Below are 14,899 nucleotides of genomic sequence, written 5' to 3'. Positions count from 1 at the left end.
GGTGCTCGCCCGGGCCGGCCCCCGCGAGGCCGGCCGGGGGTAGCACCGCCGAGCCGAGATCGACGGCCACCGGGCGCGTTCAGGCGCGGCCGCAGTCCGACGCGGGGCACACGTCCGACGCCCCCCGTGAGGCGGCCTGGCCACCCGCTGTGACATGACCGCCACCGTCCACCTCGCCGCCCTCCGCACCCGCGGGCATCACGGGCAGCGGGGGTGAACGAAGAATAGACACCTGCTCAAGCGGACCGGGTGGCCGAGGACCATGCGCCGAACCACTGCTCGGCGCCGTACTCCTCGAACCGCTCCACCTCGGTGAACCCCAGCCTGGCCGCGAGGCGCAGCGAGCGGTCGTTGGCGGTCTGGGTGCAGAGCACCACCGGCTCGCCGGGGAGCACGTCGGCGAACCAGTCGAGTGCCGCCACGCACGCCTCGGCGGCGTACCCGCAGCCCCACGCCTCCGGCAGGAACGTGTAACCGAGCTCGGCCTCCTGCCCGGCGGCATTCGTACGGACGTGCCCCGGACGCTCCGCGTCGCGCCGATCGAGCGTGACCATGCCGATCATCGCTCCGTCGAGATCGATCACGAACACGCCGGCGCGCCGTCCGGGCACCTCGGGCACCGCGCGGTCGAGCTCATCACGCGGTCGAGGGCCACCGAGGTAGGTGTGCACCTCCGGTGAGGCGAACAGCTCGATGAACGCCGCACGGTCCCGCGCCTCGGACTCGCGGAGCACGAGCCGTTCGGTCCTTATCGGGGCAGGCGGCCAGGCGACGGGTCCGAGTCCGGTCATGGCGGGCAACCTATCGCACCCCTGTGAGCGTGATCCCGGAAGAGAGGGCCTGGCCGCCGGGCTCAGGCCGCCGCATCTGCGTGATCCAGGGCGAAGGCGCGGCGTGTTGGCGCCGCGCTTGGATGCCGTCGCCGGCACGGTCCCGACGAATCCGGCGAACACCGACGGGTCCTGAGCCGACATCGTCGCGCATGCGGACCGGCCCACTCGGCCACACCGTTCTCCGACGAGGGCGGGACCCGGTCGCGACCAGCCGGCGGGTGCGGGTCGGCTCGCTCGTGGCTGGTGATCTCGGCGATGACGGTGCCGGTGGCCGACGTCCACCGGTACGGCCGACGCATGGCGGAAGCCCATGAAAAAGGTGAGGGGCGGGGGCAACCCTGCCCCCGCCTCGTGGGTCACACAGGCGCCACCCGTTTCATCTGTTCCCTCGGTCCGGAAAGGGCCCACTCTCTGTGACAACTCGTACCCGGCTGACCGCGCTGGCCGCGACGGCCGCCCTCGCCGCCACGGGCGGCCTGATCACCGCCGCACCGGCCTCCGCGGCCGTCACCTGCACCTCTCCCGTCTGGAAGGCGCAGTACTTCGGCAACTCCACCTTCACCGGCACGCCGAAACTGACCGCCTGTGACTCCGCCATCAGCGAGAGCTACGGGTACGGCGACCCGGCCGGCGTCACGCTGCCGAAGGACAACTTCTCCGTCCGCTGGTCCCTGACCCGGGACTTCGGCTCCGGGGGCCCCTTCCGGCTCTCCGCCGCCACGCAGGACGGCATGCGCGTCTACGTCGACGGCGTGCGGAAGATCGACCTGTGGAAGAACGTCTCCACCACCGCCCGCAAGACCGTCGACCTGACCGTCCCGGCAGGCAGGCACACGATCCGCGTGGACTACGTCGCCTGGACCGGCCTCGCCCTCGCCGGATTCACGTACGCCCCGCGCACCGAGGCCGCCGTCGACACGGTCAAGCCGCTCGCCCCGACCGGCCTCACCGCCGCGTACAACCGGGACACCGCGAGGACCACCCTGCGCTGGGCCGCGAACAAGGAGATGGACCTCGCCGGTTACCGCGTGTACCGCCGACTGGGTACCACCGCGTGGGCGAAGGCCGGCGGCTCGTCGCTGCTCACCTCCCCGTCCTTCGTGGACGCGACGCCCGCCACGGGCCAGACCTTCCTCTACGAGGTCCGCGCCGTCGACAAGGCGGGCCGGGAGTCCGTCGGCAGCCTCGACACCACCGCTGTGACCGTGGACCGCACGGGCCCGGCGGCACCGACCGGTCTCACGGTCGTCGGCGACGCGTGGTGGGCCACCCTTGCCTGGCGGGGAACCGCCGACTCCGCGGCGTACGAGGTGTACGCCGCCCCCACCACCACCGGACCGTTCGAGCTGCTGGGCACGACGACCACGACCTCGTACCGCACCGACGCACCCGTGAACACCGCCCGGTACTACCGGGTCCGCGCCCTGGACGCGCTCGGCAATCCCTCGGCGTACGCCGTCGTCACCGGCGACGGCGTCGACCGGACGCCCCCGAAGTCCCCGGCCTCGCTCGGCTCCGTGGTCCGCGCCGGCTACACCGACGTGTACTGGACGCAGCCCGACGGCTTCTACGAGGACTTCGACAACGGCGGGACCTACCGCGTCTACCGCTCCCCCGGCACGGCCCTCGACCCGGCCGCGCTCACCCGCGTGACCTGCGCCGAGGGGAGCGACGAGACGAGCACCGGCGGCATCTGCCACGACCTGGGCATGCCCGCGGGCACGTACGTGACGTACGCGGTCGCCGCGGTGGACCCGGCGGGCAACGAGTCGGCGCTGTCCGCCCCGCTCGTCGTCCGCACCGGCGACCGTGTCGCGCCCGGCCCGGTCACCGGCGTGACGGCCACCCCGCGCGCCGACGGCGTGCTGGTGAGCTGGGCGGCCTCGGCCGAGGACGACGTCGAGCGCTACGCGGCCTGGACCGGCACCCGGCAGGCCGACGGCACGGTCAAGTGGCTCAGCTCCACCTCCTGCCGGGAGGGCACGAGCGACCCGCTCGCGACCCTCTGCGGCGACCTGCCGGACGGCGAGACGTACGTGTACGCGGTCGTCGCCGTGGACCGCTGGGGCAACGCGCTGCACCCGAGCGACCCGAAGGTCACTGCCGTCGAGGCCACCGAGCTGGACGTCCGGCCGTCCGTCACGGTCACCCGCGACTGGGACCTCGGCAGCACGGGCCACGGCACCGTGATCGGCGGACCCGACGAGGACGGTCCGTCCATCAGCTGGCGGTGCGACAGGACGGACGAGTGCGACACCGTCGAGGGCTACCGGGTCAGCCGGTGGAACGCGGCAACGGAGGCGTACGAGCCGCTGCACGCCGGCCTGCTGCCGTCGGAGACCCGCGCCTACACGGACACCACGGCCGCGCGGGGGACCACGCACTTCTACACGCTGGAGGCGGTGCGCGCCGACGGCAGCGTCGCGGGCACGTACGTGTGGAGCTGCGTGTTCCAGGACCGTGTGTAACCAGCGGCCGGTACGGGTCGCCGCGAACGTGTGTGCCGGCGTGGGCCGTCGCCACGTTCGCGGGTTCCCGCCGATCCTGGATCCGTGAGACAGCGGGACGGCCGCCCCCTCGCGAACCAGCGTCCCGCCTGGTCGGTGAGCGGGCGGTGACCGCGATCACCGTCCGGGGATCTTGAACAGGGGCACCGGAGGAGGGCCGCCCGGACGGGCGGACGGGTGTCAGGCCGGGTAGTCGCCGGCGAGCATCGCGGAGGCGAGTTCGACGCGCGAACGGAATCCGGTGCGTTTGAACAGTCTGCCCAGCCGGCCCTCCACGCTCTTCTCGCTGCCACCGACCACCACGGCCAGCTCGCGGTTGGTCAGCCCTTCGGTGACCAACGTGGCGAGCAGCCGCTCGTTCTCCGCGATGACGAGGCTCTGGCGTGGCAGGGCGACCTTGCGCTCGCGCATCAGATGTCGCACCTGGGCTCTGCGCAGCAGCGCGTCGAGGTCGCCGTACAGTGCGTACGCCTCGTGCAGCAGCGATGCCTCGACCAGGCCGTGACGGACCACCAGATTGATCGTCTCGGCGTGCTCGTGGGGCTGTGCGCGCCGGCGCACGAGCCGTACGGCCTCGGCAGCGGCCGTACGGTCACGGTGCACCACGGCGGTGGCGAGCAGATGGCACAGCCGGGCCCGGCCGGTGCCGAGCAGTCCGGCGACTCTGCTCGTCTCGTCCACGCACCGACGGGCCGCGGCCGAATCGCCTGCGGCCAGTTCCGACAGGGCCCGCGTCAGCCACAGTTCATCCGTGCCGATGACCAGGCCGCGTCTGACGGCCAGGGCGAGCCCGTCCCTGACGACCTGGGCAGCTCGCTCGGTCGCACCCAGGGCCCGGTCCAGGTACGCCTCAGGCACGGCCAGCAGGTGAAGCATCACCGGCTGTACGGTCCGCGCCCTCTCGATCACCTCGCGGGACCGGGCCAGCGCGCCGCGCGCACCGAGGATGATGCTCGTCTCCCGGCACATCATGGTGTGGGTGGGTAAGTCACCGACCGAGAGACCGGTGGCCAGACCCAGCCGTGCGAGGTCGAGCGCCGGGTCCCAGCGCCCGGCCTGGCTGTCCGCCACCACCCGGTCGGGCACGGGCCGGTAACCGGAGGGCAGCTGGTGTGCCGTCAGCAGCCGCTCCGCCCGGTCCTGTTCTCCGAGGGCCATCAGCACCCGGGCCAGCTGCGATATCCGCTCGAAGCGGTGCCGTGACCCCACCGTCCACAGGGGCCACCGGGGCGGAGTGGTGACGGCCCGGTCGAAGGGCCCGGGCCTGCCGAGGAACGCCCCGACGCACTCGCTGAAGAGGAGCCCCAGCGCACTCACGACATCGTTGTCCTGGCGCCAGACGTCCCGTTGGGCGGCCAGGTATTCGTCCGCCTCCCGCCAGCGGTCCAGGTGGCACAGGGCGATGGAGCGGGTGAGGATCCGGTGCCCCTCCCCGCCCGGCAACGAGCGCCAGCCGTTGTTGCAGATCTCGGCGAGGGCAGCCGTGTCGCCGGTCCCCCCGAGAGAGACGACGTAGATCATCTCCATTTCGAGCAGGGCCTCCGGGCTGACCAGGTCCGCGTGGCGGGACAGCACCGTCCACGCGCTGTCCAGGGCTTCGGCGTACCGCAGATGGATGCAACAGGTGGCGGCGTGCGCGAGCAGTGCCTGGGCGTGCCGGCCCGGCTCGACGATCAGATCGATGGCGGCGCGCAGCCAGCGCTCGGCGAAGTACCCGTCGTCCAGCATGGCGTCGGTTCCCCTGGCGAGGAGTTCCTCCGATGCCCGCCGGGAGTCCACGAACCGCCTCGCCACGACCAGTTGCTCGGCGAGGAACCTGCCGTCCTCCGCGACCGCCTCGCCCGACCAGATCGCGTCGACCGCCAGCTGGGCGAGCCTGCGCCGCTCGTACGGCCCGAGGCAGGTGGCCAGCGCGGAGGCGAGCAACGGCAGCCGGAAACCCCACCGGCCCGGTCCGGGCCCCTGCCTCAGCAATCCCTCGTCCCGCAGTGCGGCCAGTGCCGCGTGGACCTCGGCCTCGTTCGTGCCCACGGCCTCGGCGATCAGTCCGATCGCCGCGGAACCGAGGGGATGCAGTACGGCGATCGCTTTGGCCACCGGCCAGACGGGGCCGGCCAGCCGCCGCAGATTCTCGACCGGCGGCAGGCCGGTCGGCAGCGAGGCCGGCCGGTCCGGCGACGTGAGGTGGGCGTGTCGGTCGAAGATGTTCAGCGAACCGCTCCGTGTGTGCCCCGCGACAGCGGCCAGTACGGCGCCGGGCATGCCGCGGCACTCCCGTCGCAGGTACGAGAGCAGCGGTGCCGAAGGCTTGGCCTGCAACCGCTGGGTGACCAGGGCGCGGACCTCGGACTCGCGCAGCGGACGGAGCGCCACCACCTCGGCGAGACCGGCGGCACGCAGCTGGTCCAGCGCGGCCCGGTCACCCGGCGGGTCGGCCGGTGAGGGGCGGAGCGCGCAGACGAACGTGACCGGGCCGCCCGCCAGCGTACGGACCATCGGCAGCAGCACGGCACGAGAACCCGGGTCGGCCCATTGCACATCGTCGACGAGGACGATGAGCTTGTCGCACGCCGCGACGGCCGATCGCAGCTCGGCGGCCAGCCGCCGGCCGGAGTCCGGGCGCGACGACGGAGCGGCGGCCGTCGCCCTGCGCCGGGTGGCGCGGATGTCCGGGTAGAGCGCGCTGAGCTCGGCGGACAGCCGGGAAGCCAAGGAGTAGGGGCGGTCGCGTTCGTTGCGCGCCACCCGCAGGGTCAGAGTGGCGACGCCACGCGTGGTGAACGCGTCCCTGAGGGAAGCCAGCGCCGCACTGCGCCCGATCCCGGGCGGGCCCGTGACCACGATCAGTGACGCGGCTTCCGGGGAGGTGGCGATGTCGAGGACGTGCGCGAAGGCGGCGTCACGACCGAACAGCGTCGGCACCGGCAGCTCGGAATCGGCCGCTCCGTGCCAGTGTTTGATCACCGCACCAGTATGCCCAGCGCACCCATCCGGTTGAAAGTTTGAACGTTACAATCGCATGGCCCTCAGGGGAAATTGACGTCGGGACCCGTCGCCCCCGTGCGCGGCCCGGACGTGCGGAGCACACCAGGGCGGCAGCCTCGTGGGTCGCCGCACGAGGCTCACAGGAGGAGGCCGGCCGTGGTCCGAACGCGTGCCGCGATCAAGGGAAGAGACCAGGAACTGGCGGTGCTGCGCGCGGCGCTGGCAGCCGACGGAGGACGGTTGATCGTACTCAAAGGGCCGGCCGGCATCGGAAGAACCGCCCTGCTGGACGAGGCGGACCGGTTACTGCGGGCGGCGGGTGTGCGCGTTCTGCCGGTGCGGCTGGGTGCCGGGTCCGGCCCGGACAGCCGCGGCGACGACGCGTTCGCCCTGGCCCCCCTGGTGCGCGCGGTGCGCGAACGGTTCGAGCAGTTCGAGGACGCCTCGCCGGCCGAACCGCTCGGCACACTGGCCCGGCTGAGCGACGCGGCGGGGCAGGACACCGGCGGATGGGTGCCGTCCATGGTCGCCGCGCTGGACAGCCTGTTCGTCCGGATCCGCCGTCCGGGACGCACCGCGGTGCTGGCCGACGACGCGCACGCGGTCCCGGAGCCCGCTCCCGTGCTCACCGCGGCACGCCGGTCCGGGTGCCTGGTGCTGGCCACCTGTGAGGAGAGCGCGGAGCACACCCCAGGGCTCGCCGAACTGCTCGCCGCCGCCGATCAGGTGATCACTCTCGGACCGCTGTCCGACGACGTCGCGGAATCCCTGGCGTGCCGTGCGCCGGGGGCGCGACTCGACGAGACGGTGCCGGACATCCTGCGCACGGCTCTGGGACCGCTGTTCGGCAACCCCGGTACCGTGCTGGGAACCCTCGACGACATGCGCAGGCGTGGCCGGCTGACCGTCTTCCGCGGCCGGCTGTGCCTGCGGAAACCGTCGGAGCCGATCGAGCTGCCCGAGGACCATCACCTCCTGCGCCGGGTCGCCTCCCTCGGTGAGCCGGCGGCGCGGCTGCTGTCCACGGTCGCCGTGTGGAACGGCATCGGCGTCGACGATCTGCCGCTGCTCGCCGAGGTGACCGGAACCGAAGTCACCGACTGCGGCCGCCTGCTCGACCAGTTGATCGACGCGGAGGTGCTGGTCGCCGACCCGGCAGGCCGGGTGACCTGCCGGTGTCCCGCTCTGGCGGCGTCCGCCACCCGCCGGCCGGGCGCCCACCGCGGTGTCGCGCTGCACGCGTCGATCGCCGAACGACTGCTGGCCCGGCACCGGCAGGGCGGCGCGGTGGACCCCCTGGCGCTCGCCGACCACCTCGCGCACGGGGGAACGGCCCTCGCACCGGAACCGCACACGGTCACCTGGCTGCTCGACCTGGCCGCGGACGCCGAGCCGGAACAGCCGGAGCGCGCGGCCCTGTGGTGCGCGGCCGCGCTGCGCCATCTGCCCCCCGGCGGACCGGAGCACGCCCGCACGCTGACGCGACTGCTGAACCTGGTCGTCCGTACGGGCCGGTACGGGCTGCTGGGCGGCGCGCTCACCCAGTACGCGGAACACGGCTGCGCTCCGGGCTCCGTGGCCCAGATGCGTCTCGCGGCGGTCCTGGTCGCCCTGCACTCCGGTGAACCACCAGCAGAGGAGGCCGTGCGCTCACTGCTGGACGAGGGCATCACGGACCGTGAGCCGATCGGATTCGCGCAGTGGTGGTTCGGCCGTCCGGCGGCGCCCGGCGGAGCGGCGGTGACGGCCCGGCCGGCATCCCTGGCCGGGACCCAGGAACCTTTCTCCGCCGATCAGATGGACCTCCTGAGCACCGCACTGACCGGCGATCCGGGCGCCTGCGAGCGGGTCTGGCGCCGCACCGGCCGCACGGTGCCCTCCCCGACACTGGGACACCTGCACTGGGGAGCCGCGGTGGTCGACGTGGCCACGGTGACGCGGCTCGTGCTCGGTGCCCGCTACCGGGTTCCCGTGACCGGCGTACTCGGCGCATACCGCCGGGTGGTGCACGGCTACATCGGCGCCGAGTGGTCGCAGTCCATGTCGGCGGCCCGGGAGCTGGAACTGTGCCACTCCCAGGACACGTTGGCGCACCACGCCGCCCGCCTGATCGCCGCCGACATCTGTGCGGTGCGCGGTGAACCCCGGCAGGCTGCCCTGTGGCTGGCCGACGTGGCACCGGTCCCGAGGCTCGCCGTGATGCGCGCCTGGGCGAGGATCGGCGCGCTCAGCCGCACGGGTGACGACCAGCGGGTGGCGCCGCTGGCCGTGCAGGTCAGCCGGCGTCTGCGCGAGGCCGGACTGCACGCGGGTCTGCACCTCCTGCTGATGCGGGCCGTGCAGATCGCCTCGTTCGCCGACGACCACGACGGTGCGACAGCGCTGCTGGACGAGTTCGCACTCCTGCACCGTGAGACGGGGACGGACACGACGGAGGGCCTCGTGCTGGCGCGGGGCCTGGTGCACCGCGACGTCCGCCTCGCCCGGGCGGCCACCGATCTGACCCGGAACCGGGGAGACCTGCCGTCGCTGATGGACTCCTGCCTCGTCATCGCCCGATTCGCCGAGGATCCGCGACCCTGGCTGCGTGAGGCCCACGGCCTGGCCACCCGGTGCGGTGCGTCGTCGGTGATGGGACGCGTCCGCGCGGTCACCCGCGAACGCGGGGTGCCCGCACCTCGGGCCCGCGGTCAGCGTGAGGCCCTGGCCGCCACCGAGCGACGCATCATCGAGCTGATAGGTGAGGGCCTGACCAACCGGCAGATCGCGCTGCGCCTCCGGGCCAGCGAGAAGACCGTGGAGAACTACCTGACCCGCTTGTTCGCCCGCACCGGCTGCCGTTCCCGCGTCGAGCTGGCCGCGGCCAGTCTGGGAGGCCGACTGAGGCAGGCGCCGGGCTGAGCGCGGCTCCGGTTCCGGGCCGAAGATGCCATTCCCCGGTCCCACTCGGGCCGAGGCCGGCCACCGGTGACGACAGCCCCGGTACGGCCTCCCTAACGTCGTGTGCATGACCGACATCGACGTTCCTCAGGTCGCTGATCCCGAGGTGGCAGCAATCGTGCGGGCCGAGGTCGAGGGCCGGTGGCCGGATGACGCTTCCGGCCTCGACGAACTCGTACGGTACGGACTGATGCCCTTCGGCAAGATGATGGGTCCCTGGCTGGTGATCCGGTCCAGTCTCGCGGTGGGAGGTGACATAGCCACGGTCCTTCCCGCAGCGGTGGCCCTCGAATGTGTGCAGGTCGGCGCGATGATGCATGACGACATCATCGACAGCGACCCGGAGCGGCGCAGCAAGCCGGCCGCGCACACGGTGTTCGGGGAGTCGGCCGCGATCGTCGGCGGCGACGGGCTGTTCTTCCACGGCTTCGCCGCCCTGGCCGAATGCCAGGATGCCGGGGCCCCCGCGGCGCGGGTCACACAGGCGCTGACGGTGCTGTCCAGGGCCGGAGTCCGCATCGGGAACGCGGCTCTCAGCGAGATCCGGATGAGTCGCGGCATCTGCTCCGTCGACGCCTACCTCAGCATGATCGCGGACAAGAGCGGTGCTCTGCTGTGGATGGCCTGCGGCGTCGGCGCCACCCTGGGAGGGGCCGACGGCGCGTGTCTGGGGGCCCTCAGCGAGTACAGCGACCAGCTGGGTATCGCGTACCAGATCCGCGACGACCTGATGGCCTACGACGGAACACGGGCAGGCAAGCCCAACGTATCCGACGTCCGCAACGGCCGGCCCACCCTGCCGGTGCTGCTCGCCCACGAACGTGCCTCCGCACAACAGCAGCGGCGCATCGAGCGCCTGCTCGCCGACACCTCCGTAGCCGTCGAGACACGCTACGAGGCCATGGCCGAGCTGGTCCACGCGTACGAAGGCACCGAGGCGGCGCGCGAGGTCTCGCACCGACACGTGCGGCTGGCCACGACGGCGCTGAAGGGCCTGCCGCCCGGCATCCACCGGGACGCGCTGGCGGATCTCACCGTGCCCGGTCGCCTGGTGTAGCGCGGCCCCACCCCGAGGAGCTGGCCTGATGACCTCCCCGACCTATGCGACGTACTTGCGTCTGGACGAACTGCTCTCGTTGCAGCAGCCGCTCACCCCCGCGGAGCAGCGGGACCTGAGCGACAGTGAGCGGCTCTTCATCGTGGTGCACCAGGCGTCCGAGACGCTGCTCAGCCAGGTGCTCGTCGACCTGAGACACATCGACGCCGACCCGTACCCGTGCGGGCAGCAGTGCTTCCCCGAGCGCGTGGAGCGGGCGGCGCGGCTGGTGGACGCCCTGGCAGGACAGCTGACGCTTCTGCACCGCACACTGCGCCGGGAGGACTTCCTCCGGTTCCGGGACCGGTTCGGCACGGCGAGCGGGCTGGAATCGGAGCAGTTCAAGGAACTGTTCTCGCGGGTCAGACTCCTGACGAAGCACGGCGGCGACGACCGTCCGCCCCAGGAGGCGGAGCGGCTCCGCGAGCTGGACGAGGCCGTGCGGCGGTGGCGGAGCACACACCTGGAACTGGTCGCCCACATGCTCGGCGACGAGCCGGGCACGGGGGAGACCTCCGGCGCCCGTTTCCTGGCCGCCCGGCTCGACGAGGTGCCGGCGGGTGAGGAGCCGGCCGCACCGTCGTCGCGGCCGGACCACGAGGACGCGCCCGCCGCCCGGCCGCTGCCCGCGTCGTCCGCACGGTCCCCGCTGGGACACGTGGTCGTGGTGGGCGGCAGCGTGGCGGGACTGCTGACCGCGCACGTCCTCGCGGATCACGCCGAACGGGTGACCGTACTCGAACGTGACCACTACGAGCAGAACCCCGCGCCCCGTGCGGGCGTGCCGCAGTCGCGTCATACCCACGTCCTGCTGACCAGCGGGATGAGGGCGTTGGACGAGCTGTTGCCCGGGCTGCTGCCCGAGCTGACGGAGGCGGGCGCTCCGCGGCTGGCGGTGCCGGGGGACCTCGGGGTGTGGCAGGCGGGGCAGTGGATATCACGCCGCAATCCCTCGGCTCCGATCATGACCCCGTCGCGTCCCTTCCTGGAGCACCGCATCCGCCGGCACGTCGTGGCCGACCCCCGCGTCGAGGTCCGCACGGGGGTCGAGACGACGGGTCTGCTCGGCCGGCCGGGTCACATCACCGGCGTCATGGTCCGGGACCGCGGTGCCGGTCACGGCAGCCGTCAGGAGCTCGCGGCCGACCTCGTGGTGGACGCCACCGGGAGGGGCAGCCGTACGCCCCGGTGGCTGACCGAACTGGGTGGCCGGCCCCCCGCCGAAGAGGCGGTGGAGACGGGACGGGCGTACGCCACGTGCGTCTTCGACGCCGACGACCCGGCCGAGGACCTCAGGGGGTTCTACATCGTGCCGGACGCGGAACAGCCCTTCGGTGCCATCGTCCTGCCCGTCGAGGGCGACCGCTGGTCGGTCACCCTGTCAGGGCCGCGGGATCAGGCGCCGCCCACCGACCCGGAGGGCTTCGTCGACTTCGCGGACCGGCTGCCGCACCCCGCTCCGTACAAATGGCTGAGCACGGCACGCCCGGTCGGCCGGCCCGTGGGATACCGGCACACCGCCAACCGGCGCCGCCGCTACGACCGCCGGGAGCGGGGCACCACCGGACTGCTCGTCGTCGGGGACGCGCTGTGCGCGCTCAACCCCGTCTACGGGCAGGGCCTGTCCGTAGCGGCCCTGAACGCGGTCGCCCTGAGGGACGTACTGGCCGGCGGAGGCGTCCCCTCGGCGCAGGCCCTGCAGCGGGCGGTGCTGCGCTCCTCCCAGGCGGCGTGGGCCGTCGCGACGGGCGCGGACAGTCCGATGCCGGGAGCCATCGGCAACGCGGTGCGGACCGGCCCCGTAGCCCGGCTGCTGAATCGCTACCTCAGCCGTGTGCGCGCTCACGTACCGAGCGATCCGGTCGTGTGTACGGCCAACCGTGACGTCCTCTTCCTGCTGAGACCGCCCCGCAGCCTGCTCACCTCTCCCCAGGTCCTGCGGCGGGCGCTGCTGAGCACCGCCGTGCCGACTCCTCGTGACCTGCCCACGCCGTGACCATCACGAGCCGACAGTGAAGGTGCACCATGCGACACGCCAGTGCGTTCCCGGACCGTCCGTGTGCGGACGCGCCCCGGGCGGCTTCCCGATTCCCCGTCCGCCGCGCGGGTGGCCGGTGGGGCTCATGACGACGACACCGATCCGGGGTCTCACCCCGGTGCTCGACACCGGCCGGACGCTGCTCGGCCCTGCCCTGCGCGAGGCCGTCAGCTCCCACCTGGGGCCTGAGATGAGCCGGATCGCCCACTACCACTTCGGATGGGCGGACGCCGAGGGCCGGCCGACCGGCACCTGGAGCGGGAAGATGCTCCGGCCCACCCTGGCGCTGCTGTCGGCGCGGGCGGCGGGCGCGACGGACGGGGACGGCCTTCCCGCCGCGCTGGCCGTGGAGCTGGTGCACAACTTCTCGCTGCTGCACGACGACATCATGGACGGTGACGAGACGCGGCGGGGCCGGGCGACCGCGTGGACGGTCTTCGGCGTTCCGAACGCCATCCTGGCCGGCGACGCGATGGTCACCGCGGCCACGTCCGTGCTGCTGGCCGCGCGGGGTGCGGGAGCCCTTTCCGCCACCATGTCGCTGATGACCGCCACCCAGCGGATGATCGACGGCCAGACCTCCGACGTCGAGTTCGAGCGACGCGAGGACGTGACCCTGAGCGAGTGCCTGCGCATGGCCGGCGACAAGACGGGCGCACTGCTCGGGTGCGCCTGTGCGCTCGGGGCGGAACTGGTGGGCGCGGAAGAGCCTCTGGTCGAGGGGCTCGACGCGTTCGGCGAACACATCGGGCTCGCCTTCCAGCTTGCCGACGACCTGCTGGGCATCTGGGGCGATCCGGACAGATCCGGGAAACAGGTGGGAGCCGATCTGCGGGTCCGCAAGAAGTCCCTGCCCGTGGTCGCCGCGCTGAACTCACCCGGTGCGGATGAGCTCCGCGCCCTGTACCTGGGCCCGGAGCCCATGACCGAGCGCACCGTCCAGCGCGTCACCGAGCTCGTGGAACGTGCGGGAGGACGGGACTGGGCGCAGGACGAGGCGGCCCGTCAGATCGCGTCGGCCGAGGAACGCCTCGCGGCCACCGGGATCCCGGACGACGTGCTCGGCGAGCTGCTGGAGGTCGCCGGTTTCATCGTGGGCAGGCAGCTGTGATGCGGCACCTGGCCCCCCGGGGTGCGCGACCGCTCATCCCCGCCGCGGGCCGGCCGCGTGCCTTCGCCCCCGAGCAGCACCGCGACAGGGCCCGGACGAGGAGGTGACGTGAGGGAAAGCCGGCGACCGGCATTCCCGTGGCGGACGCGGGAGCGCCGTGGCCGCCCAACGCTTTCCGTGGCCCACCTCCTGACGAACAGAAAGGCGATTCCATGACCGAGTCCACAGCGATCCCCATCGGGGGACGAGCCGCCGGATGCCCGTACGCTCCCGTTCCGGAACTGTACGAGGCGCAGAAGGACGAGGAGCTGCGCCGGGTCACGGTACCCAGCCCGTTACTGGGCGATTTCGACGCGGTGGTCGTCACCCGGTACGAGGACGTCAAGAGCGTGCTCGCGGACGACCAGCTGCGCATGGGCGGGTCCATGCCGTACCAGGCGGGCAACCTGCTGAGCTACGACGGCCCCGAGCACTCCCGCCTGCGCCGCATGCTGACCGGCTCGTTCACGACCAGGCGGGCGCGGGAGCTCCGGCCGCAGATCGAGGGCGTCGTCGAGTCCGCCCTGGACACGGTGGCGCAGGCCGGTCCGGGCGCGGACCTGGTGAAGCACTTCTGCACCCCCATTCCGACGCTGGTCATCTGCGAACTGCTGGGTGTGCCCTATGCCGACCGTGAGGATTTCCAGCGACGCACTGCGGTCGCGCTGGACTTCAACACGAGCCGCGAGGTGCAGATGCGGCAGGCGGCCGAGATGGAGGCCTACATGGCCGGTCTCGTGGCACGCCACCGGGAGGAGCCGGGCGAGAACGTACTGGGCCGTGTGGTGCGGGACTTCGGCGACCAGCTGACCGACAGCGAGCTGGCGGGCATCGGCAACATGCTGCTCATCGCCGGGCACGAGACGATCGCCAGCACCCTGTCGGCCGCCGTCGCGCTGCTGCTCCAGCACCCCGATCAGCTCGCGGTGGTACGCGACGACCCCTCGGCGACCGACGGGGCCGTCGAGGAGCTGCTGCGGTACTGCGCGCCGGCAGCCGTCCTTCCGCGTCAGGCGGCCGGAGACATCCGGGTGCGCGGCCAGGAGATCAAGGAGGGGGAGCGGGTCGTGGCGTCCGTACTCGCCGCCAACCGGGACCTGGGGGCGGCCGACCAGGACCTGGTCCGCCTGGACGTGCGCCGTTCCGTGCAGCGCCACCTCACCTTCGGTTTCGGCCCGCACCAGTGCCTCGGCCAGCAGCTGGCGCGCATGGAGCTGCGTGTCGCGCTGCCGGCCCTGTTCACCAGGTTCCCCACCCTGCGAGCGGCCGTCCCGCACGACGAGCTCGACTACCGGACCAACGCGCTGGTCTTCGGCGTGAACGCCCTGCCGGTGACCTGGTGAGCCGTAG

At 72.7% G+C, this 14,899-nt stretch carries 8 protein-coding genes; 6 read left to right on the top strand and 2 right to left on the bottom strand.

All coding sequences use genetic code 11. From position 1 onward, the window contains the following. Positions 1–236: 236 nt before the first annotated feature. Positions 237–791 (bottom strand): GNAT family N-acetyltransferase, encoded by a 555-nt coding sequence (locus tag AB0F38_RS14090; RefSeq protein WP_361891630.1) that lies wholly within the window; start codon positions 789–791, stop codon positions 237–239. Between the two features lie 455 nt (positions 792–1,246). Here AB0F38_RS14090 and AB0F38_RS14085 point away from each other — a divergent pair, with 455 nt between their 5' ends. After that, positions 1,247–3,301 carry a PA14 domain-containing protein gene (locus AB0F38_RS14085; RefSeq protein WP_361891627.1) on the top strand — a complete coding sequence of 685 codons (2,055 nt, stop codon included), beginning with the start codon at positions 1,247–1,249 and terminating at the stop codon, positions 3,299–3,301. Positions 3,302–3,520: 219 nt separating this feature from the next. Here the strand turns inward: AB0F38_RS14085 and AB0F38_RS14080 are convergent, their stop codons facing one another. Continuing rightward, a complete protein-coding gene (locus tag AB0F38_RS14080) occupies positions 3,521–6,304 on the bottom strand; it encodes an AAA family ATPase (RefSeq protein ID WP_361891624.1) in 2,784 nt (927 codons plus the stop codon). 177 nt (positions 6,305–6,481) lie between these two features. On the opposite strand from AB0F38_RS14080, the gene AB0F38_RS14075 reads away from it, so the two are divergent. The 5 genes from AB0F38_RS14075 (at position 6,482) to AB0F38_RS14055 (ending at position 14,892) form a co-directional block, all read left to right on the top strand. Continuing rightward, on the top strand, positions 6,482–9,226 hold the full coding sequence (locus AB0F38_RS14075) for a LuxR C-terminal-related transcriptional regulator (protein ID WP_361891622.1): 2,745 nt from the start codon (positions 6,482–6,484) through the stop codon (positions 9,224–9,226). Between the two features lie 106 nt (positions 9,227–9,332). Continuing rightward, positions 9,333–10,322: a polyprenyl synthetase family protein gene (locus AB0F38_RS14070; protein WP_361891619.1), complete on the top strand. Its 990-nt coding sequence runs from the start codon at positions 9,333–9,335 to the stop codon at positions 10,320–10,322. 28 nt (positions 10,323–10,350) lie between these two features. Further along, positions 10,351–12,357, top strand: coding sequence for a tryptophan 2,3-dioxygenase family protein (locus AB0F38_RS14065; protein WP_361891616.1), 2,007 nt, complete (start codon positions 10,351–10,353; stop codon positions 12,355–12,357). A gap of 127 nt (positions 12,358–12,484) precedes the next feature. Beyond that, positions 12,485–13,510: a polyprenyl synthetase family protein gene (locus AB0F38_RS14060; protein WP_361891613.1), complete on the top strand. Its 1,026-nt coding sequence runs from the start codon at positions 12,485–12,487 to the stop codon at positions 13,508–13,510. A 212-nt stretch (positions 13,511–13,722) separates the two neighbouring features. After that, positions 13,723–14,892 carry a cytochrome P450 gene (locus AB0F38_RS14055; RefSeq protein ID WP_361891610.1) on the top strand — a complete coding sequence of 390 codons (1,170 nt, stop codon included), beginning with the start codon at positions 13,723–13,725 and terminating at the stop codon, positions 14,890–14,892. The last annotated feature ends 7 nt before the right edge of the window (positions 14,893–14,899 follow it).

The organism is Streptomyces sp. NPDC025273, assembly GCF_040638585.1.
Classification (GTDB): Bacteria; Actinomycetota; Actinomycetes; order Streptomycetales; family Streptomycetaceae; genus Streptomyces; species Streptomyces cinereorectus.
Note: the sequence above shows the minus strand (reverse complement) of the source record. Positions and strands in the feature narration are given on the sequence as shown.